Annotated in this window: 20 protein-coding genes and 2 pseudogenes; 11 read left to right on the plus strand and 11 right to left on the minus strand. The window is 70.2% G+C overall.

All coding sequences use genetic code 11. The features are described 5' to 3' along the window. The first annotated feature begins 69 nt into the window (after positions 1-69). Together OHA61_RS25180 and OHA61_RS25185 are read left to right on the plus strand one after the other, a co-directional pair. The gene (locus OHA61_RS25180) at positions 70-498 is read left to right on the plus strand and encodes a hypothetical protein (RefSeq protein ID WP_324990777.1); all 429 of its coding nucleotides are present in this window, start codon (positions 70-72) and stop codon (positions 496-498) included. 119 nt (positions 499-617) lie between these two features. Beyond that, positions 618-2,051 carry a S28 family serine protease gene (locus OHA61_RS25185; protein ID WP_406304931.1) on the plus strand — a complete coding sequence of 478 codons (1,434 nt, stop codon included), beginning with the start codon at positions 618-620 and terminating at the stop codon, positions 2,049-2,051. A gap of 34 nt (positions 2,052-2,085) precedes the next feature. Here the strand turns inward: OHA61_RS25185 and OHA61_RS25190 are convergent, their stop codons facing one another. The 3 genes from OHA61_RS25190 to OHA61_RS25200 all read right to left on the minus strand — a co-directional run bounded on the left by OHA61_RS25190 (position 2,086) and on the right by OHA61_RS25200 (position 6,272). Then, entirely contained in the window at positions 2,086-2,721 is a 636-nt protein-coding gene (locus tag OHA61_RS25190) for a hypothetical protein (RefSeq protein WP_406304932.1), read from the minus strand. A 184-nt stretch (positions 2,722-2,905) separates the two neighbouring features. Then, positions 2,906-4,723, minus strand: coding sequence for a glycoside hydrolase family 3 protein (locus OHA61_RS25195; RefSeq protein WP_406304933.1), 1,818 nt, complete (start codon positions 4,721-4,723; stop codon positions 2,906-2,908). Positions 4,724-5,372: 649 nt separating this feature from the next. Beyond that, positions 5,373-6,272 (minus strand): LysR family transcriptional regulator, encoded by a 900-nt coding sequence (locus OHA61_RS25200; RefSeq protein WP_406304934.1) that lies wholly within the window; start codon positions 6,270-6,272, stop codon positions 5,373-5,375. 111 nt (positions 6,273-6,383) lie between these two features. On the opposite strand from OHA61_RS25200, the gene OHA61_RS25205 reads away from it, so the two are divergent. Next, positions 6,384-7,340 (plus strand): EamA family transporter, encoded by a 957-nt coding sequence (locus OHA61_RS25205; protein WP_406304935.1) that lies wholly within the window; start codon positions 6,384-6,386, stop codon positions 7,338-7,340. Here OHA61_RS25205 and OHA61_RS25210 read toward each other — a convergent pair. The 3 genes and pseudogenes from OHA61_RS25210 to OHA61_RS25220 all read right to left on the minus strand — a co-directional run. Further along, positions 7,234-8,004, minus strand: a pseudogene (locus OHA61_RS25210) (sugar phosphate isomerase/epimerase family protein); the annotation flags it as partial. The gene OHA61_RS25205 and the pseudogene OHA61_RS25210 sit on opposite strands and share 107 nt — an antisense overlap. Further along, entirely contained in the window at positions 8,001-8,936 is a 936-nt protein-coding gene (locus tag OHA61_RS25215) for a GNAT family N-acetyltransferase (protein WP_406304936.1), read from the minus strand. The pseudogene OHA61_RS25210 and the gene OHA61_RS25215, both read right to left, overlap by 4 nt. A 170-nt stretch (positions 8,937-9,106) precedes the next feature. After that, positions 9,107-10,171: a LacI family DNA-binding transcriptional regulator gene (locus OHA61_RS25220; RefSeq protein ID WP_406304937.1), complete on the minus strand. Its 1,065-nt coding sequence runs from the start codon at positions 10,169-10,171 to the stop codon at positions 9,107-9,109. Positions 10,172-10,309: 138 nt separating this feature from the next. On the opposite strand from OHA61_RS25220, the gene OHA61_RS25225 reads away from it, so the two are divergent. The 5 genes from OHA61_RS25225 to OHA61_RS25245 all read left to right on the plus strand — a co-directional run bounded on the left by OHA61_RS25225 (position 10,310) and on the right by OHA61_RS25245 (position 18,037). Further along, complete coding sequence (locus tag OHA61_RS25225; RefSeq protein WP_406304938.1) at positions 10,310-11,461, plus strand: Gfo/Idh/MocA family protein; 1,152 nt, start codon at positions 10,310-10,312, stop codon at positions 11,459-11,461. After that, complete coding sequence (locus OHA61_RS25230) at positions 11,458-12,597, plus strand: dihydrodipicolinate synthase family protein (protein ID WP_406304939.1); 1,140 nt, start codon at positions 11,458-11,460, stop codon at positions 12,595-12,597. The genes OHA61_RS25225 and OHA61_RS25230 overlap by 4 nt, the downstream gene beginning before the upstream one ends. Continuing rightward, positions 12,594-13,427, plus strand: a complete 834-nt coding sequence (locus OHA61_RS25235; protein ID WP_406304940.1) for a sugar phosphate isomerase/epimerase family protein — start codon at positions 12,594-12,596, stop codon at positions 13,425-13,427. The genes OHA61_RS25230 and OHA61_RS25235 overlap by 4 nt, the downstream gene beginning before the upstream one ends. 883 nt (positions 13,428-14,310) lie before the next feature. Further along, positions 14,311-16,518 carry an ATP-dependent RecD-like DNA helicase gene (locus tag OHA61_RS25240; protein ID WP_406304941.1) on the plus strand — a complete coding sequence of 736 codons (2,208 nt, stop codon included), beginning with the start codon at positions 14,311-14,313 and terminating at the stop codon, positions 16,516-16,518. A 229-nt stretch (positions 16,519-16,747) separates the two neighbouring features. Next, positions 16,748-18,037, plus strand: coding sequence for a citrate synthase (locus tag OHA61_RS25245; RefSeq protein ID WP_324978645.1), 1,290 nt, complete (start codon positions 16,748-16,750; stop codon positions 18,035-18,037). Positions 18,038-18,464: 427 nt separating this feature from the next. On the opposite strand, the pseudogene OHA61_RS25250 reads toward OHA61_RS25245, so the two are convergent. From OHA61_RS25250 to OHA61_RS25260, 3 genes and pseudogenes are all read right to left on the minus strand, one after another. Then, positions 18,465-18,719, minus strand: a pseudogene (locus tag OHA61_RS25250) (heavy metal translocating P-type ATPase); the annotation flags it as partial. 129 nt (positions 18,720-18,848) lie between these two features. After that, positions 18,849-19,160 (minus strand): heavy-metal-associated domain-containing protein, encoded by a 312-nt coding sequence (locus OHA61_RS25255; RefSeq protein WP_406304942.1) that lies wholly within the window; start codon positions 19,158-19,160, stop codon positions 18,849-18,851. Between the two features lie 109 nt (positions 19,161-19,269). Beyond that, positions 19,270-20,124 (minus strand): TetR family transcriptional regulator, encoded by an 855-nt coding sequence (locus OHA61_RS25260; RefSeq protein ID WP_406304943.1) that lies wholly within the window; start codon positions 20,122-20,124, stop codon positions 19,270-19,272. Between the two features lie 163 nt (positions 20,125-20,287). Between OHA61_RS25260 and OHA61_RS25265 the strand changes: the two genes are divergently transcribed. Beyond that, complete coding sequence (locus OHA61_RS25265) at positions 20,288-22,612, plus strand: MMPL family transporter (protein WP_406304944.1); 2,325 nt, start codon at positions 20,288-20,290, stop codon at positions 22,610-22,612. Between the two features lie 91 nt (positions 22,613-22,703). Here OHA61_RS25265 and OHA61_RS25270 read toward each other — a convergent pair whose 3' ends face one another. Next, on the minus strand, positions 22,704-22,901 hold the full coding sequence (locus OHA61_RS25270; RefSeq protein WP_266476241.1) for an AlpA family transcriptional regulator: 198 nt from the start codon (positions 22,899-22,901) through the stop codon (positions 22,704-22,706). A gap of 214 nt (positions 22,902-23,115) precedes the next feature. Further along, positions 23,116-24,027, minus strand: a complete 912-nt coding sequence (locus OHA61_RS25275; RefSeq protein WP_406304945.1) for a sugar phosphate isomerase/epimerase family protein — start codon at positions 24,025-24,027, stop codon at positions 23,116-23,118. A gap of 129 nt (positions 24,028-24,156) precedes the next feature. On the opposite strand from OHA61_RS25275, the gene iolC reads away from it, so the two are divergent. Together iolC and OHA61_RS25285 are read left to right on the plus strand one after the other, a co-directional pair. Further along, entirely contained in the window at positions 24,157-25,212 is a 1,056-nt protein-coding gene (iolC, locus tag OHA61_RS25280) for a 5-dehydro-2-deoxygluconokinase (RefSeq protein WP_406304946.1), read from the plus strand. Beyond that, the gene (locus OHA61_RS25285) at positions 25,209-26,093 is read left to right on the plus strand and encodes a deoxyribose-phosphate aldolase (protein ID WP_406304947.1); all 885 of its coding nucleotides are present in this window, start codon (positions 25,209-25,211) and stop codon (positions 26,091-26,093) included. Before iolC ends, OHA61_RS25285 begins: the two co-directional genes overlap by 4 nt. Positions 26,094-26,096 lie beyond the last annotated feature (3 nt).

The raw sequence follows: 26,096 nt of genomic DNA on the forward strand, positions 1-26,096 counted from the left end.
AATACCGCAACCATAGGACGCCCGGCTGCGTCGTACGCATGTACGGGGCCGTGACAAAGGGGTGCGAGCGTGTTCGGTGGAACGGGGAACATAGACGGGTCGGGGAACAAACGACGGGGACGGCGGCTGCTCGCGCAGGGCGTCGCCGTCTTCATCGCGGCAGGTGCGCTCACGCTGGCGGGACCGGGCGCATCACACGCCGAGGCCGCCGTCTCCACGTGCAGCGGCCGGCCGCTGAAGACCGTCAAGTTCCCCAGCGGCGAGCTGCGGGTCTACAAGAACCGGCAGTACGCCTGCGCCGTCACGGTCGCCAGCAGGCCCGGCGCGCGGCGGGTCATGTCCATATCGCTCCAGGCGCGCGGCGGTCGGGCCGCGGTCGACAAGGGCAATTTCACCCGCCAGGCGGGACCCGTCACCGTTCACGCGCTCAACCGCTGTGTACGGGCCACCGGTTCGATCGCGGGCATCTCGCGCTCGACCGGCTGGATCCTCTGCTGACGCCTCCGCCGCCCGCCGCCTGACACCTGGTCGGACCAGCCGATCCCAACTGGGGCTGGCGGGACTGGTGTTCCCCCGCTAGGTTCACCGCGACCACAGGTGAATCAAGGGGAGGGTGAATGCGCAAGGCGCTCAGATGGCTGCTGTCGCTCGTGGTGCTCATTGGCACCGTGAGTGCGGCCGGTGCGACGGCCGGTGCGGCTACCGCCGCCGAGCCGACGGCCGGCACGGACATCAAGGACCAGATCCTCGCGATCGAGGGCATGAGTCTCATCGAGGAGAAGCCGTACCCGGGTTACCGGTACTTCGTCCTCAACTACACACAGCCGGTCGATCACCGGCACCCCGGCAAGGGCACGTTCAAGCAGCGGATCACCCTGCTGCACAAGGACACCAGCCGCCCCACCGTCTTCTTCACCTCCGGCTACAACGTGAGCACCACGCCACGCCGCAGTGAGCCGACGGCGATCATCGACGGCAACCAGGTCTCCCTGGAGTACCGCTTCTTCACCCCGTCCAGGCCCGACCCGGCCAACTGGTCCACGCTGGACATCTGGCAGGCGGCCAGCGACCAGCACCGGGTCTTCAAGGCGCTGAAGAAGATCTACACCAAGAAGTGGCTCGCCACCGGCGCTTCCAAGGGCGGCATGACGGCCACCTACTTCGAGCGCCACTACCCGCGGGACATGGACGGCGTCGTCGCGTACGTCGCGCCCAACGACGTGGTCAACAAGGAGGACTCGGCGTACGACCGGTTCTTCGAGAACGTCGGCACCAAGGAGTGCCGCGACAAGCTGAACGCGGTCCAGCGCGAGGCACTGGTACGGCGCGAGCCGCTGGAGGCCAAGTACCAGGCGGCCGCGACCGCCGAGGGCTACACCTTCACGACCGTCGGCAGCCTCGACAAGGCGTACGAGGCGGTCGTCCTCGACTACGTCTGGGCCTTCTGGCAGTACAGCAAGCTCGCCGACTGCGGATCGATCCCGGCGGCCGCGACCGCGAGTGACCAGGAGATCTACGACAGCGTCGACGCGATCTCGGGCTTCTCCGCCTACACCGACCAGGGCCTGGAGACGTACACCCCGTACTACTACCAGGCAGGCACCGAGCTGGGCTCGCCCGACATCAAGCAGCCGCACCTGAACGGCCTGACCCGGTACGGGTACCAGCCGCCGCGGAACTTCGTGCCGCGTGACATCCCGATGCGCTTCAAGCCGTGGGTCATGCGCGACGTGGACACCTGGGTGCGGCACAACGCCAACCAGATGCTCTTCGTCTACGGCCAGAACGACCCGTGGGGCGCCGAGCAGTTCCGGCCCGGCAGGGGCACCCACGACAGCCATGTGTATGTCGCTCCGGGTGCCAACCACGGCGCCAATGTGGCCGCCCTGGTGCCCGACCAGAAGGCGGCAGCCACCGCCGCGATTCTGAAGTGGGCGGGCGTCGCCCCGGCCGCCGTCCAGCAGGACGAGGCGAAGGCGAAGCCGCTGACCAGGTACGACGCGAAGCTCGACAAGCGCGACATCGAGCGGGAGCCGGCCCTGCGGCCGTAGGTCCCCTGGGGCTGCGCCCGCCGCCGAGTGATCCTCACACGCGGCGGGCGCAGCCCACCGGCTTGTCCCCCTCCAGCCGTACATACAGCGCCGTGGACGGCGGGCACTTCGCCCGGCGCTCCACCGAGGACGCCACCGTGAACTCCGGTGCGCGCGTTCCCGATCCGTCGCAGGCCGTCTCCTTCACCTGGCCCGCGCTCGCGCTGTAGACGCAGTCGCCGACCACGGTGTGCGGACCGCCGCCCCCGCCCGGGTCGCCCGGATGCGGCGGCTCCAGATTGCGCATGCAGGCGTACCCCTGACCCACGTCGCCGTCGCCGTCCTCGTCCGTCGAGAGGCGGCTCTCGGAGATGTGCAGGACGAAGTCGGTGGCGGCGGGGCAGGCCGGGCCCGCCGACAGTCGCCCCTCGTTGCGGGCGGTCACCCGGGCGGACGCCTTCTCGCTGGTGCAGGGCACTTCACGGAAGTCGCGGCCGCGCGAGGCGCAGTCGCCGGGACCGAGGAAGACCGGGCCGTATCCCGCGGGCGTCGGGCCGGCGCTCTCGACCTTGCTCGCGGCCGCTCCGGTGCGTCCGCTCGTCTGCTGGCAGCCTGCGATCAAGGCCACCACCAGGGCGAGTACCGGTACCAGGCTGCTCACCACCCCGGCTGACCGCTGCTTCACGCCCATCACGTACCCCCCACGAGCCCCGACCCCCGGCCGGTCCGTCCGGCGTGACCCGCCGGGGCGGGCCACGCCGGACGTGCGGGGCGATTGATGACATTTTGCGGGAGTGCGCCGGGGGTGCGTGGCACGTTTGCGTATGTCGGTCTTTCGCCCTCGGGTCTTTCGCTCTCCGGTACGACGGACTCTGTCAGTCGTACGACAGGCCGTGGCCGATGGGATACAGCACCTGGAGCGGATCGTCCGCACGCTGCACCGGCACCGGAAGCTGCCCTTCCGGGCCGCACCGGCCAGCGATCACCCGTACCGCCGCGCGCAGTTCGACATCGGTCCAGCAGTATGCGGCGAGCGCCGCCCGTACGCCGGTGAGCTGGGCGATGTCATACGGATTGCGGATGGCGACCACGACGACGGGCACGCCGGTCGCGGCGAGCCGGGCCACCAGGGTCCGCTGCGGGCTGGTCGCCGTGACGTTGTACGTGCCGACGATCACCGCGTCCTTGCCGCCCGCCGCGGCAACCGCCTCGTCGATCTTCGCGGCCGTCGGGGTGATCCCGGTGGACAGCGCGCTCGCGGCGAAGCCCAGTTCGGTCAGCGCCTTCGCCAGTACGGAGGTCGGCGGTCCGGTCGTCCCGGTGGGTGAGGCCGGATCGGCGCCGACCACCAGGAGATTGCGCCCACTGCGCCGGTTCAGAGGCAGCAGCCCGCCCTCGTTGACCAGCAGGGTCGTGGTGCCCTCGGCGATCCGGTCGGCCGCCGCGAGATGCGCACGGGCGCCGACGGTGCGCTCCACGTCGCGCCGGGAGACGAACGGGTCGCGGAACAGGCCCAGTTTCTCCTTCAGGAGCAGGATGCGCAGGATCGATTCCTCCAGGCGGGCCACGGTGAGCTCGCCGCTCCTGACCGCGCTGAGGACGCCGTTCCAGGCGACCGCCAGGTCCGGCGGGTTGAGCAGCTGGTCCACACCCGCCTTCAGCGCGAGCACCGGCACCCGGCTGTCGCCGTACTTGTCGCGCACGCCCTGCATATTGAGCGCGTCGGTGACCACCACACCGTCGTAACCGAGCTCCTCGCGCAGGATGCCGGTGAGGATGGGGCGCGAGAGCGTGGCCGGGTCGTTGCTCGGGTCCAGCGCGGGGAACTGGATGTGCGCCGTCATGATCGAGTCGATACCGGCGGCGATCGCGGCCCGGAACGGCGGGGCGTCGATCTCCTCCCACTGCTCGCGGGTGTGGGTGATGACCGGGATGCCCGTGTGACTGTCGACGGTGGTGTCGCCGTGCCCGGGGAAGTGCTTCGACGTCGCGGCGATTCCGGCGCTCTGATAGCCCTTCACCTGCGCGGCGACCAGGCCTGCCACCGCGTCGGGGTCGGCACCGAAGGAGCGGACCCCGATGACCGGATTGGCGGGATTGACGTTGACGTCGGCGACCGGGGCGTAGTTCTGGCAGATACCCATCGCGGCCAGCTCGGCCCCGGCGATCCGCGCCGCCGTACGGGCGTCGGAGCGGGACCCGCCCGCGCCCAGCGCCATCGCACCCGGCATCAGGGTGGCGGGCCTGCCCACGCGGGCCACGATGCCGTGCTCCTGGTCCGTGGAGATCAGCAGCGGTACGGGAGTGGACTGGGCGAGTCCGGCCCGCTGGATGCCGTTGGACAGATCCGCGATCTGGTACGGATCACGGGTGTTGTGCGCCCAGGAGAAGTAGATGATGCCGCCGACGTGATACGCCGCGATCAGCTCGGCGGCGGTGCGGACGCCCATCTCCTTGAGGTTCAGCTCGATGTCGGCCTGGTCGGGGGCGGTGGCTGAGTGCCCGTACACCCGCATCACGAAGAGCTGGCCGACCTTCTCCTCCAGGCTCATCCGGGAGATGAGCCGCTTGAGGCGGTCGCGGTGGGAGGGAAGGGCGAGTGCGGGGGAGGCGCCGGCAACGGCGCCCGCCGCCACGGCGGTGGCGGCAGTCGCGGTGAGGAGGGTGCGTCTTGTGAGGCTCCGGTCGTGCATGGGGCTCCTTCCGGCCTTGCTCGACAAGGGAGTTGAAGGAAACTTCCAAGGACACACGGATAGCCCGAAAATTACTGCCAGGTCAAGGGTGTGGCAAGACAAAGACGGCGCGGCGCGCGGAAGGTCACCGGGACGGGGGCCGCCACCGGTGTTGTCGGAGGGGGCCGCACCGGTGGCGGTGTGCTGCCGGCCGCAGGCGGCTGGAGAGGGGTGGTCAGCGATCGCAGCCAGCAGCGAGAGCCGACACCGCACAGCGGAGACTCACCCGGCAGTACGGCCCGTTAGACGGCCGGTCCGGGTGGGGGGTTCCCCGCCGCGCCGGGGTTGCCGCCAATTGGTACGCGAGGCGCCGCGCGGGGCGGGCGGGTCGCCTGCGGCGGGCTTTCTCCCCACCCCGCCCTCCCCCAGACTCCGTCCGGGGGGACCCCAACCTTCCCGCGCCTCAAACGCCGGCGGGGCTGAGTGTGCGGCTGGGCCGCACATTCAGCCCGTCCGGCGCTTGAGGACACGCGCGAAGCGCGTACGGGGGTCTGGGGGCTTGCCCCCAGTTCGGGATGGGGGTACCTCCCACGGCCGCCAGGCCGTAGGGGGAGGGCGGGTAGGGGAGAAGGCCCGCCGCAGGCGCACCCCGCACCCCGCACCCCCGCCGTCAACCCCCCGCCCACCGCCCCCGCAACACCCCCACCGTCTCCGTGATCGCCGGCCTCCTCGCCGCCCCCGCCCGCCACAGCGCGTACAACCGCCGCTTCGGCACCGGATCCAGGCCCACCGCCACCACCCCCGCCGGCAGCGTGCCCCGGCCGAGCCGCGGGATCAGGGCGATGCCCAGTCCGGCCGCGACCAGCGCGAGCTGGGTGTGGTACTCCTCGGCCCGGTGGGCGAGATCGGGCTCGCACCCGGCCGCGCGCAGTGTACGGACCAGCCAGTCGTGGCAGACCGTGCCCGGCGGCTGGCAGATCCACCGCTGCCCCGCCAGCTCCTCGCGGCGTACGGACGCGTGCGCGGCCAGCGGATGCCCCTCCGGTACGAGCAGATCGCACAGGTCGTCCCCGATGACGGCCTGCTCCACCCCCTCGGGCGCGGGCAGCGGCGCGATGTCCCAGTCGTGCGCGACTGCCACGTCGATCATGCCGCGGGCGACCAGGTCGATGGACAGATGCGGGTCGACCTCGGTCATGCGGGCGTCGAGCCCGGGATGCCTGCGGCTCAGTTCGGCCAGGACCTCGGGAAGCAGACCACGCGCCGCCGTGGCGAAGGCGCCGATGGTGAGCCGCCCGGTCGGCTGCCCCCGGCGCTCCTCCAGCGTGGTCTCGGCGCGTTCGACGATGGCGAGCAACTCCTGTGCGGTGGCGGCCAGATGACGCGCCTCCTCGGTGAGCGCGACGCCCCGCCCCCGGCGCTCCAGCAGAGTCGTACGCGTCTCCCGCTCCAGCTTGGTGATCTGCTGGGACACGGCGGACGGGGTGTACCCGAGCGCGACGGCAGCCGCGGCGACGGACCCGTGGACGGAGACGGCGTGCAGTGCGCGCAGTCGTCCCAGATCGAGCACGGCGGCCTCCCTATGGTGTGTTCCTGATCGGGCACTCGTAAGCAACGCTCAATTCCACCATGAAGAAACCCGCGCTGGTGCTACATGGTCGACGCCGTTGATCATCGACCCATGCGCCCCGTACACATGGCACTCGCCGTCCTGGTCACCGCGGTCTGGGGAGTGAACTTCGTCGTCATCGAGCTTGGGCTCGGCCACTTTCCGCCCCTGTTCTTCTCCGCCCTGCGCTTCCTGGTGGCCGCGCTGCCCGCGGTCTTCTTCGTGGGCCGTCCCAAGGTCGCCTGGAAGTGGGTGATCGGCGTCGGACTGGCTCTGGGCGTCGCGAAGTTCGGGCTGCTGTTCATCGGTATGGACCGCGGGATGCCGGCCGGGCTCTCCTCGCTCGTCCTGCAGATCCAGGCGGTCTTCACGGCTCTGTTCGCGTCAGTCGTCCTGCACGAACGTCCGGGCAGGGTGCGGATCCTGGGCATGGCGATCGCCCTGTGTGGCATCGTCCTCGCGGCGGTCGACGAGGGAACCTCGGGACCCGTCCTCGCCTTCCTGCTCCTCATCGCGGCCGCGGCCTGCTGGGGCGTGTCCAACGTGCTGACCCGCAAGGCGTCCCCGCCGGACGCCCTGAACTTCATGATCTGGGTCTCCACCGTCCCCGTGCTGCCGCTGCTCGCGCTCTCCCTGCTCCTCGAAGGCCCCAAGGCCGACATGGAGGCGCTGCGCTCCCTCGACTGGAGCGGGGTCGGCACCATCGTCTATGTCGCCTGGGGCGCGACGGTGTTCGGCTTCGGTGCCTGGGGTTTCCTGCTGCGCCGCTACCCCGCCACCGCCGTCGCCCCCTTCTCGCTTCTCGTCCCGGTCTTCGGCATGTCGTCCGCGGCGCTGCTGCTCGACGAGTCGGTGAGCCCGCTGCGCTGGGGCGCGGCGGTGCTGCTGGTCGGCGGTGTCGCGCTCACCTCACTGTCGCGAGCAGGCGTTCCAGGTGCTCCCGTCCCGGCACCAGCAGTCCCGGCAGATCGGCTGCCTCCGGATGCCAGCGCTTCTCGTACTCCCAGCACAGCCACGTCTCCTCGGTGAGCGTGGCCAGACACTCGGACAGCGGCAGTACGCCCGCGCCGAGCGGCAGTGGCGCGAGGTCGTCGGCCGATGCGACGTCCTTGACCTGGACGTAGCCGAGGAAGGGGGCGAGCGCGGCATGCGCCGCGGCCGGGGACTCGCCGTCGAGCCAGGGGTGCACCACGTCCCAGATCGCGCCGACGTGCTTGTGGCCGACCGTGCCCAGGATGCGCGAGACACCGGCGCCTGTGCGGTGCGAGTCGTGGGTCTCCAGCAGGATCCGTACACCGAGTTCGGCAGCGGTCTCGGCGGCGGTCCCGAGCCGGCGGGCGGCGGTGGCCTCGGCCTCGTCCGGGTCCTGGTCGCCTGCGCCGGCGAAGACGCGTACATATGGAGCGCCCAAGTCCTTTGCCAGCCACATCAGTTCGTCGAGCTCCTTGTACACCGGAGCGTCGTCACCGGCGGCAGCGACGCCGGTGTACCCGCACACGGTGAGAATTTCCACGCCCGCCCGCTCGAACTCCGCCACCACGGCGGCCCGCTCCCGCATGCCGGTCCCCGGATGTACCGGCTCCTCGGGGTGGGCACGCAGCTCGACCCCCTGGTAGCCGGTGTCCACGGCGAGCGCGACCACGTCGGGGACCGGCATGCCCGGCACACCGAGGGTGGAGAAGGCGAACTTCACGTGATCGTTCCTTCCAGCAGGGGCAGCCGCCAGTCCTGGCCGACCAGATCGGCTCCGTACGAACGGTGCGGCTTCTCGGCGACGAGGGTGAACCCGGCCCGCTGATAGATCCGGCGGGCACCGGCCAGTACGTCATTGGTCCACAGCACCAGTTCTCGATACCCCACATCGCGGGCGAAATCCACGACGGTGCGCACCAGCAGGTCGCCGAGTCCGTGCCCGCGCGCATCCGGCTCGACCAGCAGCAGCCGCAGCCGCGCGGTCGCGGGGGCGTCGTCCCGTACGCACATGACCGACCCCACCGGCCGCCCGTCCAGCTCGGCGATCCACACCCGCTCCAGATGGGGATCGTGGTCCTGGGCGAAGTCCGCGACGATCCGGGCGACGAGCCCCTCGAAGTCGGCGTTCCAGCCGTACTCGGCGCCGTACAGGGCACCATGGCGCTGCACGATCCACCCCAGATCCCCGGGACCGGGCTCGCGCAGCACGGGCCCTTCCCGGTGGGCGGGCCGCCCCCGGCCGAGGATCTCGCGCACGGTCCGCATCGCCTCGACGAGCCGCGGCCGCTCGTCGTCGGGCACCTTGGCGAGCAGCGCCCCCACGGCCTCCCGCGACCGCTCGTGGAGCAGCGCGGCGGCCTCGCGCCCCCGCTCGGTGAGCGTGATCCGCTGCCGCCGCGAATCCACCTCGGACGGCGCCCGTCCGACCAGTCCGTCCCGCTCGAACTTGGCGAGGAGCCTGCTCAAGTACCCGGCGTCGAGGGAGAGCTCGGCCCGCAGATCGGCGGCGTCGGTACGGGGGCTGTGGGCGAGCTCGTACAGGACGCGGGACTCGGTGAGGGTGTACGGGGTGTAGAGGTGCTTGCTGTAGTCGAGCGCGCCGATGAGGTTGGTATAGAAGCGGTTGAAGGCGCGGATTTCCTGGATGGGCATGGGCTGCTCCGGGCTCTATCCTTGACTGAGTCAACGGTACGACGAGGCCGTAGTCCCGGCAAGAGGGCGACCCGCTCCGGGCAGAGCTCCAAGTCCGGGAGCAGGAAGATGGTTGATTCTTCACATCAACGGAACCGGCTGCCGCCCGCTGATCCCGGATTCGCCCCGTCTCACCCCTTTCGCGGCGGCGCCGTCGACGACCGTGCCATCAGTTCCGCCGCGATCGTCGCGATGCCGCCCGGCGGCGCGGCCTCCGTGCCCATCGCCAGGCGGCCCGCCCGTGCCCCCGCCTCGTACAGCGGCAGGCGGACCGTCGTCAGCGCGGGTACCGCGTCGATCGAGAAGGGGAGGTCGTCGAAGCCCGCCACGGAGACGTCTTCGGGGATGCGCAGGCCCTGGTCGCGCAGGGCCGCGCAGGCGCCCAGCGCCACGGTGTCGTTCGCCGCCACGACGGCGGTCAAACCGGGGTCGCGGCGCAGCAGTTCGAGGGTCGCGTCGTAGCCGGAGCGGCGGGCGTACGGGCCGTGGACCGTGAGCCGGTCCTGGTCGCCGTCGACGCCCGCCGCGGCCAGTGCCGCCCGATGGCCCTCGAGCCGGTGCCGGGTCGTCGTGCGCTCGGTCGGCCCCGCCACATAGCCGATCCTGCGGTGGCCGAGCGCGACCAGATGCTCGGTGAGCCGCCGCCCGCCGCCCCGGTTGTCGAAGGCGAGCGCGGCGACGATCGCCTCGCTGCCCGGCAGCGGGGGCCGGCCGCAGAGTACGACCCGTGTACCCGCGTCCGCGAGCTTGGCCAGCTTCGTGGTCATCGCCGCGATGTGGTCCGGGTCCTCCAGTGCGCCGCCGGTCAGGACGACGGCCGCCGCGCGCTGGCGCTGGAGGAGGGTGAGATAGGTGAGTTCGCGCTCGGGGGAGCCGCCGGTGTTGCACACGACGGCCAGTTTCTCGCCGCCCGCGCGCCCCGAGCCCTCCTGCCCGCCGATCTCGGCCTGGGCGGCCCCGGCCATGATCCCGAAGAAGGGGTCGGCGATGTCGTTGACGAGGATGCCCACCAGATCCGATGTGGCCGCCGCCAGCGAGCTCGCGGGCCCGTTCAGGACGTAGTCGAGCTCGTCAACCGCTCGCAGCACCCGTTCCCGCGTTGACGCCGCGACCGGGTAATTGCCGTTGAGGACACGGGAGACGGTGGCCGGGGACACCCGGGCGCGTGCCGCCACATCCGCCAGGGTGACTGTCATCGCTTTCCTCCGCGGGAGACGGGACGGGACCCTTGTCCGGGCCGCCGTGGGCAGGCTAGCGTCATACCGCGTAGAAAGCGCTTGCTACTCGTGTATCAGGGGAAAACGGCCGTAATGAGGGAAGGCGGAGGCGACTTCATGACACGCAGGACTGTGCGGATCGCCATGAGCGGCGTCACGGGGCGGATGGGTTACCGCCAGCACCTGGTGCGCTCCCTCCTCGCGATCCGCGAACAGGGCGGCCTCGACCTCGGCGACGGCGACGTCCTGTGGCCCGAGCCCGTCCTCGTCGGCCGCCGCGAGCACGCCCTGCGTGAGATCGCCGAACGCCACGGCCTGGCCCATGTCTCCACCGACCTCGACGCCGTGCTCGCCGACGACAGCATCGACATCTACTTCGACGCGCAGGTCACCTCCGCGCGCGCCCGTGCGATCAGGCAGGCCGTAGCGGCGGGCAAGCACATCTACACCGAGAAGCCGACCGCGACCGGTCTCGCGGACGCGCTGGAACTGGCCCGTCTCGCCGACGCCGCCGGCATCAAGCACGGTGTCGTCCAGGACAAGATCTTCCTGCCGGGCCCGCTGAAGCTGAAGCGCCTCGTCGACGGCGGCTTCTTCGGCGAGATCCTGTCCGTACGCGGGGAGTTCGGCTACTGGGTCTTCGAGGGCGACTGGCAGGAGGCGCAGCGCCCGAGCTGGAACTACCGCGCCGAGGACGGCGGCGGCATCGTCGTCGACATGTTCCCGCACTGGGAGTACGTACTGCGCGAGCTGTTCGGCCGGGTCACCAGCGTGACGGCGCAGATCGCCACGCACATCCCGCAGCGCTGGGACGAACGCGGCAAGCCGTACGCCGCGACCGCCGACGACTCCGCGTACGCCACCTTCCAGCTGGAGGGCGGTGCCGTCGCCCAGATCAACTCCTCCTGGGCGGTACGGGTGATGCGCGACGAACTCGTCGAGTTCCAGGTCGACGGCACGCACGGCTCGGCCGTCGCGGGCCTGCGCCGCTGCCGCGCCCAGCACCGTTCTGCGACCCCGAAGCCCATCTGGAACCCGGATCTGCCCGCCACGGAGTCCTTCCGCGATCAGTGGCAGGAGGTGCCGGACAACGGCGAGTTCGAGAACGCCTTCAAGGCGCAGTGGGAACTGTTCCTGCGACATGTCGCGCTCGACGAGCCGTACCACCGGGACCTGCTGGCGGGCGCGCGCGGCGTGCAGCTCGCCGAGCTGGGTCTGAAGTCGTCGGCCGAGGGCCGCCGCTTCGACGTGCCGGAGCTGTCGCTGTGACGATCAGGCTCCTGGGCGGGGTGTACGAGCCCCGCACCGAGCCGGCTGTGTTCGCCGGTGGGGCCGCGCTCACCTCCCGTACGGTCTTCGCGGCGCCGCATGTCGTGGCCGACCCGTACGCCGATGTCTCGCCGGACTCGCCCGCCGCCGTCGACTGGGACGCCACGCTCGCCTTCCGACGCCATCTGTGGTCGCACGGTCTCGGCGTCGCCGAGGCCATGGACACGGCGCAGCGCGGCATGGGTCTCGACTGGGCGGGCGCGACCGAGCTGATCCGGCGCTCGGCGGCCGAGGCCAAGGCGGTGGGCGGCCGCATCGCATGCGGGGTGGGCACCGACCAACTGACCGGCCCGGCTGATCTGCAGGCCGTCCGTACGGCGTACGAGGAGCAGCTCGCACTCGTCGAGGAGACCGGCTCGCAGGCGATCCTGATGGCCTCGCGCGCGCTGGCGGCCGCGGCCGGGACCCCTGACGACTACGTGGCCCTCTACACCCACCTGCTGCGCCAGGCCTCCGAGCCGGTGATCCTGCACTGGCTGGGTCCGATGTTCGACCCGGCGCTGGAGGGGTACTGGGGCTCGTCCGACCTCGACGCGGCGACGCGGACATTCCTGGAGGTCATCGCGGCGCACCCGGACAAGGTCGACGGCATCAAGGTCTCGCTGCTCGACGCGCAGCGCGAGATCGACCTGCGACGGCGGTTGCCGGAGGGTGTCCGGTGCTACACCGGCGACGACTTCAACTACCCCGAGCTGATCGCCGGCGACGAACGAGGCTTCAGTCACGCGCTGTTGGGGATCTTCGACCCGCTCGGTCCCCTGGCGGCCCATGCGGTACGGGTCCTCGACACCGGCGATGCCCACGGTTTCCGCACACTTCTCGACCCGACCGTCGGGCTGTCCCGGCATCTGTTCCAGCCGCCGACGCGCTTCTACAAGACGGGCGTGGTGCTGCTGGCCTGGCTGGCGGGGCACCAGTCGCACTTCACGATGGTGGGCGGCCTGCAGTCGGCGCGCTCGCTGCCGCACCTGTTCCGGGCGTACGAACTGGCCGACGGCCTTGGACTGTTCCCGGATCCCGGGCTGGCCGAGCACCGTATGAAGTCCCTGCTCACGATCTACGGAGCCGGTCGATGACGACGGACTTGACGCGCCTCAGCATCAACCAGATGACGGTCAAACAGCTCACCCTGCCCGAACTCACCGAGGCGTGCCGGACCCTGGGCATCGGCGGGGTGGGCCTGTGGCGCGCACCGGTCCAGGCGTACGGAGTGTACGCGGCCGCCAGGCTGGTGCGGGACTCTGGCCTTACGGTCACCAGCCTGTGCCGCGGCGGCTTCTTCACGGCGACCGACCCGGCGGAACGGACCCGCGCACTGGCCGACAACCGCACGGCGATCGAGGAGGCCGCGGCCCTCGGCACGGACACCCTGATCCTGGTATCGGGCGGTCTCCCGCCGGGTAGCAGGGACCTGCCGGCGGCGCGCGAACGCATCGCGGACGCGCTGTCGGTCCTGGCTCCCTACGCGGGGGAGCGGGGCGTGCGCCTGGCGATCGAACCGCTGCACCCGATGTTCGCGTCGGACCGCTGCGTGGTCTCCACCCTGATCCAGGCCCTGGACCTGGCGGAACGCTTCCCGTCGGACCAGGTGGGCGTGGCGGTCGACACGTACCACATCTGGTGGGACGACACGGCCCCGTCGGCCGTGGCTCGCGCGGGCGCGTCGGGCCGCATCCACGCCTTCCAACTGGCGGACTGGATCACCCCGTTGCCGTCAGGCGTCCTGCACGGCCGCGGCCAGCTGGGCGACGGCGCAGTGGACCTGCGCGAGTGGCGGGACCGGGTGGACGCGGCGGGGTACGGCGGGCCGATTGAAGTGGAGCTGTTCAACGAGGGGTTGTGGGCGAGGGGCGGGGTGGAGGTGCTGCGGGAGACGGTGGGGCGGTACGCGGAGCACGTGGCGTAGGGGAAGTGTGCGGCGAGGGTGGCGGGGCCCGGGCGGGCTGCCGACATACCAGTGCCCGCGGGAGCTTGATTTTTGAGCACGGCTCCGATTGACCCGGCGGCGCGAAGCTGCCGCTCCGGGGCATCGGGGCGCCGTCCCGCATGCACCACCGGGCGGGCGCACGCGGTGGTGCGAAGTTTGCGGCTGTGCGGCGTGCGCGGCCTCCCGCCGGTGGGTACGAAGGCGGGGTTGGGCGGGCGCTTCGGGCTTCCCGCCCCGGGCACGAAGCTGCCGGTCGGCGAGCGCTCCCGGCCTGCCACCTGCCGCGAAGATCCCGCCGCACGCACTTCGGGCCTTGCCTCCCAGCCGACCCCGGCTCCCGCCCCGGTGCGCGCGATTGCCCGCGCGGCCCGTAGCTCCCGGATCTGCGGCTCACCCCGCGGCGCGGAAGCTGCCGCTCCGGGGTCCGGGGTCTGAGGGCGTCAGCCCCGACGCTCACCTCCCCCAGGGGGCTGGGGGCTTGCCCCCAGTTTCGGGAAGGGGCGGGGTGGGGGACCAACACACCCGCACCCCCACCCCCACCCGCCCCCACGCCCGGGCGAAACGCGAGGATCACTCCATTTCGTCGGCATTCCGAGATTCCGCAAAAATAACTGCCCGCAGTCGTACAACCCTTTCCCCGTCACGCGAGTCGTATCTGTCATCAAGGCTCCTGGGGGGATCTGGGGGGATTCGGGGAGTTCTTGATGGAGGGGGAGTTCGAGGGGCCCGGTCGGTCGACCGGGCCCCCTTGGCCTTGCCGGGCGCCGGCTGTCGCGGCACCTGCCGGGTCGCCGCCCGCCCGCCGGACCGGAGTTGTCCACAGGCCGCCCGCACTGTCCGACCCCGGCTGTAGCGTCGGATCATGTCCAATCTGGCAGTGCTCGAAGGGGTCCTCGAGCGGATCACGTACGCCAATGAGGAGAACGGCTACACGGTCGCCCGCGTCGACACCGGCCGCGGCGGCGGTGATCTCCTCACGGTGGTCGGCTCGCTGCTCGGCGCGCAGCCGGGCGAGTCCCTGCGTATGGAGGGCCGCTGGGGCTCCCATCCCCAGTACGGCAAGCAGTTCACGGTGGAGAACTACACCACCGTCCTCCCGGCCACCATCCAGGGCATACGCCGCTATCTCGGCTCGGGCCTGATCAAGGGCATCGGCCCGAAAATCGCCGAGCGCATCGTCGATCACTTCGGCGTCGACACCCTCGACATCATCGAGCAGGAGCCGAAGAAGCTCATCGAGGTCCCCGGACTCGGCCCGAAGCGGACGAAGTTGATCGGCGCCGCCTGGGAGGAGCAGAAGGCCATCAAGGAGGTCATGATCTTTCTCCAGGGCGTCGGCGTCTCGACCTCCATCGCGGTGCGTATCTATAAGAAGTACGAGGACGCCTCGATCTCGGTCGTGAAGAACCAGCCGTACCGCCTGGCCGCCGACGTGTGGGGCATCGGCTTTCTCACGGCCGACAGGATCGCGCAGGCGGTCGGCATTCCGCACGACAGCCCCGAGCGGGTCAAGGCGGGCCTGCAGTACGCCCTGTCGCAGTCCACCGACCAGGGGCACTGCTTCCTGCCCGAGGAGCAGTTGATCGCGGACGCGGTGAAGCTGCTCCAGGTGGACACCGGCCTCGTCATCGAGTGTCTCGCCGAACTCGCGGGCGACGAGGAGGGGGTCGTCCGTGAGCAGGTCCCGGCCCCCCACGGCGGCGAGGCGCTGACCGCGGTCTATCTCGTCCCCTTCCACCGCGCCGAAATCTCGCTCGCGGCTCAGCTGAACCGTCTCCTGCGTACCGCCGAGGACCGGATGCCCGCGTTCCAGGACGTCGCATGGGACAAGGCGCTGGCCTGGCTGGCCGAGCGGACGGGCGCCGAGCTGGCGACCGAGCAGGAGCAGGCGGTCCGTCTCGCTCTCACCAGCAAGGTGGCCGTCCTGACCGGAGGCCCGGGATGCGGCAAGTCGTTCACGGTCCGCTCCATCGTGGAGCTGGCCCGCGCCAAGAAGGCCAAGGTCGTCCTCGCGGCCCCGACTGGGCGCGCGGCCAAGCGTCTTGCCGAGCTCACCGGAGCCGAGGCCTCCACCGTGCACCGCCTGCTTGAGCTCAAGCCGGGCGGGGACGCCGCGTACGACCGGGACCGGCCCCTGGACGCGGACCTGGTGGTGGTCGACGAGGCGTCGATGCTCGATCTCCTGCTGGCCAACAAACTGGTCAAGGCGGTCGCTCCGGGTGCGCATCTGCTGCTGGTGGGGGACGTCGACCAGCTGCCGAGCGTCGGCGCGGGCGAGGTGCTGCGCGATCTGCTCGCGGACGGCGGTCCGGTGCCCAGCGTCCGCCTCACCCGGATCTTCCGTCAGGCCCAGCAGTCGGGTGTCGTCACCAATGCCCATCGCATCAATTCCGGCGTCCAGCCCATCACTTCGGGGCTCTCGGACTTCTTTCTCTTCGTGGAGGAGGAGACGGAGGACGCAGGCAGGGTCACCGTCGATGTGGCTGCCCGCCGGATTCCCGCCAAGTTCGGCCTCGACCCGCGGCGCGATGTGCAGGTCCTCGCGCCGATGCACCGCGGTCCGGCCGGCGCCGGCACGCTCAACGGGCTGCTTCAGCAGGCGATTACCCCCGCGCGGCCGGACCTCCCGGAGAAGCGCTTCGGCGGCCGGGTCTTCCGGGTCGGCGACAAGGTCACCCAGATTCGCAACAATTACGAGAAGGGCAAGAACGGCGTCTTCAACGGCACCGTCGGCGTGGTCACCTCGCTCCAACTCGACGATCAGCGGCTGACGGTGCTGACGGACGAGGACGAGGAGGTTCCGTACGACTTCGACGAGCTGGACGAGCTGGCCCACGCCTATGCCGTGACCATTCACCGCTCGCAGGGCAGTGAATACCCCGCGGTGGTGATCCCTGTCACCACAGGAGCGTGGATGATGCTGCAGCGGAACCTCCTGTACACCGCGGTCACCCGGGCCAGAAAACTCGTCGTGCTGGTCGGCTCCCGTAAGGCGATAGGGCAGGCAGTGCGCACCGTTTCGGCAGGCAGACGCTTCACCGCGCTCGACCACCGGCTGACCGGCGGTTGACACGGACGGCTCGGCCGCCCGGGGGAAGTCACCCGGCCCCGAGGGTCGGGAAACACCACCCCGGTTTCCGGAACCTGGGCGAACGGGGCAAGATGAGCAGGTTGGCGGCACTGAGTGCCGCCAGTAGGCCCAATGGTCGACCCCGAGTGCACTCTCCTGAGCCAAATGGGGGATGGTAGAGACAGTCAGGGCACCTCGAAGAAGAGGCACTACGTCGGTGAGGGATGACGTGAGCGACAACTCTGTAGTACTGCGGTACGCGGACGGTGAATACACCTACCCGGTGGTCGAGAGCACCGTCGGCGACAAGGGCTTCGACATCGGGAAGCTCCGAGCCAATACCGGTCTGGTCACCCTGGACAGCGGATACGGCAATACCGCCGCCTATAAATCCGCGATCACCTACCTCGACGGCGAGCAGGGCATCCTGCGCTACCGCGGCTACCCGATCGAGCAGCTGGCCGAACGCTCCACCTTCCTCGAGGTGGCGTACCTGCTGATCAACGGCGAGCTTCCGACAGTCGACGAGCTGGCGGCCTTCAAGGGTGAGATCACCCAGCACACGCTGCTGCACGAGGACGTCAAGCGGTTCTTCGGCGGGTTCCCGCGTGACGCACACCCGATGGCGATGCTGTCCTCGGTCGTCAGCGCGCTGTCGACGTTCTACCAGGACAGCCACAACCCGTTCGACGAGAAGCAGCGTCACCTCTCCACCGTCCGGCTGCTCGCCAAGCTGCCGACGATCGCGGCGTACGCGTACAAGAAGTCGATCGGCCACCCCTTCGTCTACCCGCGCAACGACCTCGGGTACGTGGAGAACTTCCTGCGGATGACCTTCTCGGTCCCCGCGCAGGAGTACGACCTGGACCCGGTCGTGGTCTCGGCGCTCGACAAGCTGCTGATTCTGCACGCGGACCACGAGCAGAACTGTTCGACCTCCACCGTGCGTCTGGTCGGCTCCTCGCAGGCGAACATGTTCGCCTCGATCTCCGCCGGTATCAGCGCCCTGTGGGGCCCGCTGCACGGTGGCGCCAACCAGTCCGTGCTGGAGATGCTCGAGGGCATCCAGGCCAACGGCGGCGACGTGGACTCCTTCATCCGCAAGGTGAAGAACAAGGAGGACGGTGTCCGGCTGATGGGCTTCGGCCACCGCGTCTACAAAAGCTTCGACCCGCGCGCGAAGATCATCAAGGCCGCGGCGCACGATGTCCTCTCGGCGCTCGGCAAGTCCGACCAGCTGCTGGACATCGCGCTCAAGCTGGAGGAGCACGCGCTCTCCGACGACTACTTCGTCTCGCGCAACCTCTACCCGAACGTGGACTTCTACACCGGTCTGATCTACCGGGCCATGGGCTTCCCGACCGAGATGTTCACCGTGCTCTTCGCCATCGGCCGTCTCCCGGGCTGGATCGCCCAGTGGCACGAGATGATCAAGGAGCCGGGTTCCCGCATCGGCCGTCCGCGCCAGATCTACACCGGCGAGGTCCTGCGCGACTTCGTCCCGGTCGAGGCCCGCTGACACCACGTCCGCGGCGGTCGGCGGCGGTCGGTCCTGGCAGTAGATGGAGCCGGTGACCGTACCCCGCTGAGCGCCGCCGCACAGAACGCGGAAAGCGCCCCGCTGCCGATCCCCCCACGGGTCGGCGGGCGGGGCGCTTCCCATATCCCCGGAGCGGATTCCCCCCACGGGATCCGGCCGGGCGCCTGCTGGCTGCAGGAGCTCCTCACGCGGTCTGCCGGGGTACGTACGCACGGGAGGGCCGCTCAAAGCTCCCCGGGCACGTGCCCCGGCCAACGCTTGCCTGAGACGTCCCCCAAGACATCCCATGAACGTCCCCCAAGACGTTCTCGGCATCGCCAATTTAGACCCGCGAGGAGCCTTAATGGTTACCCCTCAATATCTGTGATCTAGGTCTCCTTGTGAAGGTCTTGTGACCTATTTGTAGTCACCAGAAGGAGCGCAGAAGGAGGCTGCTGGTTGCCGCAAATGCGGACGAAAAGGCCATGCCGAATCCGGTGATCATGGGGTTGACCAGGCCTGATGCCGCGAGAGGTAGTGCGGGGACGTTGTAGCCGACGGCCCAGTAAAGATTCCCTTTGATCGTTGCCGACGTCCGGCGTGCGAGACGGATCGCGTCGGCGGCAACCCTCGGATCCCCACGTACGAGTGTCAGGTCACCGGCCTCGATCGCCGCGTCGGAGACGACGGGCGCGGAGAGTACGGCCGAGGCGACGAGGCGTTGGCGCGGGGCAGTCGCCCGGCAGGAGGCGTTCGCGGGGTGCTGAGGGGCGTGGGCGGAGGACTTGCGCCCGGCGTCGGGGGTAGGTGCTCAGGCTCGGCCGACGAGCTCGTACCCGGCCTCGTCGACGGCCTCGCGTACGGCGGTCTCCTCCAGCGGGGCGTCGGAGACGACCGTCACCTGGCCGGTCGCGGCGACCGCCTTCACCGAGGTGACGCCAGGGAGTTCGGAGATCTCGGCGGTGACGGCGCCTTCGCAGTGGCCGCAGGTCATGCCGGTGACCTGGTAGACGGTCGTGACGCCACCGATCTGCACATCGGCCGCACCGCCGTGACAGGAGCCGGTCGACGAGCAGCAGGAGCCTGTCGCCTGGGCGGTCTCGGTGTTCGTCTCGGCGGTCATGGCGTTCTCCTCTTCGAGCGTGCAACACGTACGAGTTCATGGTGGCGCCGGAGGTCCACGGGAATACCGAGGCTCCCCGACACTCGCCAGACTATACCCCTAGGGGGTATTAATGCGAATGTGCGCCCGGCTCGGCGTCGCGCTGCTCCGCAGCCCGTTGTCCGGCCGGGCAGAAACCGACGATGGGGGCCAGGTAGCGGAACAAGACCTTCTTGATCTCGTCGATGTACGCCTGCCGCTCCTCCCCCTCATGGGCGAGGACCAGATCGAGGCCCGCCTTGAAAATGGCGAAGATCATGGTCGCGATGAGGGAGAGCTCGGCGGGCGGGGCGTCGGGGAGGAAGCTCGCGACGATCTCCTCGATCCGCGTGAGCAGCACGGCGTGCAGGGCGTCGAACTCCTGGGTGATCTGGCCGGGTACGTCCGGGCCGTGCACCAGGACGGCGAAGGCCGGGTTCTCGTGATTGAAGGCGAAGAGTGGATCGAGGACCGCGTCCAGCAGCTGGTCGAGCGGGAGGTCCAGATTGGCGGCGGTCAGAGCCGCGCCGTGGGACTCGCGCCACCGCTCAAGGAGCCGGCCGCCCAGCTCGACGGCGATGGCTTCCTTGTTCGGGAAGAACTGGTAGAGCGTGCCGGGGGAGACGCCCGCCTCGCGGGCGATGGCGTTGGTGCTGGCCGCGGTGTAGCCGCTGCTGCAGAAAACGCTGGCCGCGGCGTCGAGGAGCTGGGCGATACGGCGCTCGCCGCGGGCCTGCCGACGGCGCGGCTTGGCGGCGGGTGTCGGCTCGTCGCTCGCGGGGGTGGCGGGCTCGGCGGTGGCGGGCTCGGCGGTGGCGCGCCGGGCGGGCCCGGTTGCGGGCGGCTCGGGCCTGGTCGGCTCCGGCTCGGAGGTCGCGGCGCGGGTGCGCCGGGTCGGGGCGGGCTCGGCGGTCGCGGCGGGCTCCGGCGTCGTGGGCTCCGGCACGTGAAATCCCCAGCTTCCTCAAGCGGTTGACAAACGCGAGTGGTCGCTCGCATTCTTGATTAATGCGAGCGATAGCTCGTGTTTGCCAGTCTATGGCAATGGTCGACCCATGCTGCCTGCCGGGAAGCCAGCGCATGGGCCACGGTGAAGGGGACACCGCACCATGTCCGAAGTCAACAGCCCGCCTCCCCTCGGGGGATGGACCCGCTTCGTCACCGCGCGCCCCCGGCTCTCGCTGCTCGCCGCCCTCGTCCTCACCGCGCTGGCCGTATTCGCCGGCAGCTCAGTCGCCGAGCGCATGGGCAGCGGTGGCTGGGCGGACCCGTCCGCCGAGTCGACGTATGCCACCAAGGCGCTGGAGCGGGAGTTCCCCGCCTCCCAGCCGAACGTGCTGCTGCTCGTGGACAGCGGGCGGGCAAGCGTGGACGACCCGGCGGTCGCCGCCGAGGGACGGCGCCTGGCGGAGCGGCTGGCCGCCGAGAAGGACGTCACGGGCGTCGGTTCGTACTGGCAGACGGGCTCACCCGCGCTGCGTGCCCAGGACGGTCGGCAGGCTCTGATCGCAGCCCGCATCCAGGGCGACGAGAAGGCCGCGGCCGAGGTGCTGCAGCGGATAGCGCCCGACTTCCGCGGCGCCCACGGCCCGGTGGACGTCTCGATCGGCGGCCCTGTCGCCGTGCAGCACGAGATGACGACGATCATCCAGGACGACCTGCTGCGGGCCGAGATGATCGCCCTGCCGGTGACGCTGGTGCTGCTGGTGATGGTGTTCGGCAGCGCGATCGCCGCGCTGCTCCCGCTGGGAGTCGGCATCGTCGCCATCCTGGGGACCAATGCCGTACTGCGCGGCATCACCGAGTTCGCCGATGTCTCGGTCTTCGCACAGAACCTGACCACGGCCCTCGGTCTCGGACTCGCCATCGACTACGCCCTGTTCATCGTGCGCAGATTCCGCGAGGAGCTGGCTGCGGGGGCAGAGGTGCGGGAGGCGGTGGGCATCACGCTGCGCACGGCGGGGCGCACGGTTCTGTTCTCCGCGCTGACCGTGGCGGTGTCGCTGGCCGCGATGCTGGTCTTCCCGCAGTACTTCCTGCGGTCCTTCGCCTACGCCGGGATCGCGGTGGTGCTCCTGGCGGCGGGCGCCGCGCTGATCCTGCTGCCGGCCGCGCTGATGCTCCTGGGGCATCGGGTCAACGCACTTGATCTGCGCCGCCTGTTGCGGCGTGGGCGAGGCAAGGGCGCTGCGGGTGCGGACGGGGCTACGGCTGAGACCGGTGCGGGATGGGGGCGCTTGGCGGGCCTGGTGATGCGCCGCGCCCCGCTCTTCGCCTTCGCCACCGTTGCGGGTCTGGTGCTGCTCGGACTGCCCTTCCTGGGCGTGAAGTTCGGTACGCCCGACGATCGCCAGCTGCCGTCGACCGCCGAATCGCATGTGGTCCAGCAGGAGATACGGGACGGCTTCCCCGGCAGCCCCGCCGGTGGCCTCGAAGTCTTCGCCGAGGACACCGAAGACGTAGAGTCCCGCACGACGCCCGCCGAGTACGCCGACTACCGCGCTCGCATCGCCGCACTGCCGGGTGTGCTGCGGGTCGACGGGCCTGTCGTCGCGAACGGTTCGGCCTACTTCACGGTCCAGCCCAAGGGTGAGGCGGTCGGCCGGGAGGCCCAGCGGCTGGTGCACGAACTGCGCGATGTCCCGGCCCCGTTCGAGACCTCGGTGACGGGCAGGGCGGCGGTGCTGGAGGACTCCAAGGCAGCCATAGCGGACCGGCTGCCGATGGCGCTGGGGATCATCGCCGTGGCCACCCTGCTCCTGGTCTTCCTGCTCACCGGCAGTGTGCTGATCCCGATCCAGGCGGTCGTGCTCAACGCACTGAGCCTGACAGCGATGTTCGGTGCGGTCGTCTGGGTCTTCCAGGACGGCAACCTCTCCGGAGTGCTCGCTTTCACCTCCACCGGGGACATCGAGACGACGCTGCCCGTGCTGATGTTCTGCATCGCCTTCGGGCTCTCCATGGACTACGGCGTCTTCCTGCTCTCCCGTATCAAGGAGGAGTACGACCACACGGGCGACCATGAGCATGCGGTGAGGTTCGGCCTTCAGCGCACCGGCGGGCTGATCACCGCGGCGGCCGTGATCCTGGCTGTCGTGATGGTGGGCATCGGCACCTCACGGGTGACCAACACCAAGATGCTCGGTCTCGGAATCGCGCTGGCCGTGCTGATGGACGCCATGGTGGTGCGCAGCCTGCTGGTCCCGTCGGTGATGAAACTGATGGGCGCCTCGACCTGGTGGGCGCCCGGGCCGCTGCGCCGCTTCCACCAGCGGTTCGGACTGAGCGAGGGCGAGATATCCCAGCCCGCTCCGCAGCCGACCTCGGCGTCGACCCCGGCCTCGGAGCCGAAGGTGGACTCGGAGTCGCAGCTGAAGGCGGACTCGGGGCCGGAGACGGACCCCGACGCGGTACGGGACAAGGTCGAGGCCTGACGCCGCGAGCACGCCGGAGCCCCGCATCAGGGGGGCGGGGCTCCGGTGGTGCAGGTCCTGGCGGCGGGCCCTCGGCGGGGCCCGTCGGTTCTCACTCCCGGCGGCCCCTGTTCCCGGGGCGATTGGCGACCCACGCACGGATCGTGTCCGCGTACCAGTAGGGCTTGCCGGTCTCCACATGGTCGGGCGGCGGGAGAAGGCCGTGCTTGCGGTACGAACGGACCGTGTCCGGCTGCACCTTGATGTGCGCGGCGATCTCCTTGTACGACCAGAGTCTTCTGTCCGTCATATGTGTGGCACCTCCCTGCGTGCGCGGCAGCGGCAGCCGGGGGGCTGTCGGGGGAGCTGCGGCGCGGACGCTGGCGATCACTGAGCCTGTGCCCGTTGAACGACTGTGGGTGACGGGAGGGGTGGGCCTGTTGATCGCCTGTGACGGAAGACCCGCGTAATGGAGACATGCGTGATGAGCGGGCGACAACCGTGACAGAAGTGGTGCCTGCGCGTCAGGCGCCGCACGAGCGCAGGAAACGGCGTGTCCGCCGGGCGATCGGGAAGGGTTTGTCGGGCGGGCAGGGATACATGTCCTGCTCGACGATGGCGAAGAGTTCGACGTCAAGCGCCTGAGCCGCGGCCAGTACGGGCTCCAGCGCGGGCACCCCGGCCGGCGGCTCGCACATCACACCGCGGCCGACGGCCGGCCCGAACGGCACCTCGTCCGCGACCACTTCGGCCAGGATCTTTGGATCAACCTGCTTGAGATGGAGGTAACCGATCCGCTCGCCGTAGGTCTCGATCAGCTTGACGCTGTCGCCGCCGCAGTAGGCGTAGTGCCCGGTATCCAGGCAGAGCGAGACGAGCGAGGGATCGGTGGCGTCGAGGAAACGGCTGACGTTCTCCTCGCTGTCGATATGCGTGTCCGCGTGCGGGTGGACGACGATCTTCAGCCCGTAACGCTCACGCACCTCGCGGCCCAACCGCTCGGTCTGAGCGGTCAGATCGCGCCATTGTGCGGGGGTGAGGGTGCTGTCCTCCAGCACCTGGCCGGTCTTGTCGTCGCGCCAGAAGGAGGGGATGACGACCAGATGCTCCGCGCCCATCGCCTGTGTCAGGGCCGCGATGTCCGCGACATGTGCCCAGGTCTTGTCCCAGACGGCGGGCCCGTGATGCAGGCCGGTGAAGACCGTTCCGGCCGAGACCTTCAGGCCGCGCCGGGTCGTCTCCTCGCCGAGGCGGGCGGGGTCGCTCGGGAGATAGCCGTACGGGCCGAGCTCGATCCATTCGTATCCGGCCTGGGCGACCTCGTCGAGGAAGCGCTGCCAGGGGACCTGCTGGGGGTCGTCGGGGAACCACACCCCCCAGGAGTCGGGGGCCGAGCCGACCCGGATGCGGTTCAGGGAGGGGACGGATGAGGTCATGCCGGTCAGCTTTCCGGCCGCCGGAGAAGGGTGTCAAGAGTTCGTCCGAATGTAAGGACAAAATGTTGACAGGGCTCAGGACGGAGCACTAGACCTGGGTGCAGCCGGCGTCGAACCGAAGGGACGCGCATGCCTCAGCCGTACGACGTGATCACCATGGGACGGATCGGGGTGGACCTCTATCCGCTGCGGACCGGGGTCCCTTTGGCGCAAGTCGACACGTTCGGAAAGTTCCTCGGCGGCTCGGCCGCGAATGTCGCGGTCGGGGCGGCCAGGCTCGGCCGGCGGACGGCGGTGATCACCCGCACCGGTCAGGACGCCTTCGGCGACTATCTCCACCAGGCACTGGGGGAGTTCGGCGTCGACGACCGCTGGGTGACGCCGGTGGCCGAGTACCCGACCCCCGTCACCTTCTGCGAGATCTTCCCGCCGGACGACTTTCCCCTCTACTTCTACCGGCAGCCCAAGGCCCCCGACCTCGAGATCCACGAGCACGAGCTGGACCTGGCGGCCATTCGCGAGACGCGCGTGTTCTGGATGACCGGGACCGGTCTGTGCGCGGAGCCGAGCCGTACGGCGACGCTGGCCGCGCTCGCTCACCGGGACCGGTCCGCGACCACCGTCTTCGACCTCGACTGGCGGCCGATGTTCTGGAAGAACCCGGACGAGGCGCGGCCGTACTACACAGAGGCGCTCGCGCACGCCACCGTCGCCGTCGGCAATCTGGAGGAGTGCGAGATCGCCACCGGCGAGCGCGAACCGTATGCCGCGGCCCGCGCGCTGCTGGCCGCCGGGGTCGAGCTCGCCGTGGTCAAGCAGGGGCCCAAGGGGGTCCTCGCCGTTCACCGGGACGGTACACAGGCCGAGGTTCCGCCGGTCCCGGTCGAGGTGGTCAACGGACTCGGCGCGGGAGACGCGTTCGGCGGGGCCCTGTGTCACGGGCTGCTGTCCGGCTGGGAGTTGGAGCGCATCATGCGGTACGCCAATGCCGCAGGAGCGATTGTCGCCGCGCGCCTGGCCTGCTCCGCCGCGATGCCGTACGCCGCCGAGGTCGACCAGGTCCTCTCCGGGGACCCGGTCCCGCCGTCCCCGGCCCCACCGCCGTCGCGGCCCGTGCCCGGGCCGGTCCCATCGCCCGGCCAGGCGCCCGCGCTCGGGCCGGTCCCGCCCGGAGCCCTGTCGTGAGCCCCGTCGACATCGCCGAGCTCGTCGGTATCCGCACCCGCCACCCAGAGGCCGTGGCCGAAGCCGCATCCCGGCGGCGCAGGCGGCCCCGGCTCATCGGCGAGAGCGGCCGCCTGATGATCATCGCCGCCGACCATCCCGCCCGCGGCGCCCTCGCCGTCGGTGAGCGTCCACTCGCCATGGCCAACCGCCTCGACCTGCTCGAACGGCTCTGTCTGGCGCTCTCCCGCCCCGGCGTCGACGGCGTCCTCGCCACCGCCGACATCCTCGACGACCTGCTCCTCCTCGGTGCCCTCGACGACAAGGTAGTCATGGGCTCGATGAACCGCGGCGGCCTGGCCGGCGCCGCCTTCGAGCTCGACGACCGGTTCACCGGCCACCGTCCCCAGGACCTGGACCGCCTCGGATTCGACGCGGGCAAGCTGCTGCTCCGTATCGACTACGAGGACCCGGGCTCGCTCGACACCCTGTACGCCACCGCCCGAGTCGTCGACGAGATGGCGGAGCGTCAGCTTCCCGTCTTCGTCGAGCCGTTCATCTGTCACCGGATCGACGGACAGCTCCGCAACGATCTCAGCGCCGAGGCAGTCACCCGGTCGATAGCGATCGCGTCCGGGCTTGCAGGCACTTCCGCGTACACCTGGCTGAAGGTCCCTGTCACCGACGACCCCGACGACATGGCGTCGGTGATGGAGACCTCCACCCTGCCCGCGGTCCTTCTCGGGGGAGAGATCGGCGACGACCAGCACGGCGCGTACGAGAAATGGCGTGGTGCGCTGCAACTGCCCACCGTCCAAGGACTCGTGGTGGGACGCTCGCTGCTCTATCCGGTCGACGGAGACGTCGCCGGTGCGGTCGATACGGCCGTAGGACTGCTGTAGGGG

Source organism: Streptomyces sp. NBC_00885 (genome assembly GCF_045207475.1).
In the GTDB taxonomy this organism is placed as follows: Bacteria; Actinomycetota; Actinomycetes; order Streptomycetales; family Streptomycetaceae; genus Streptomyces.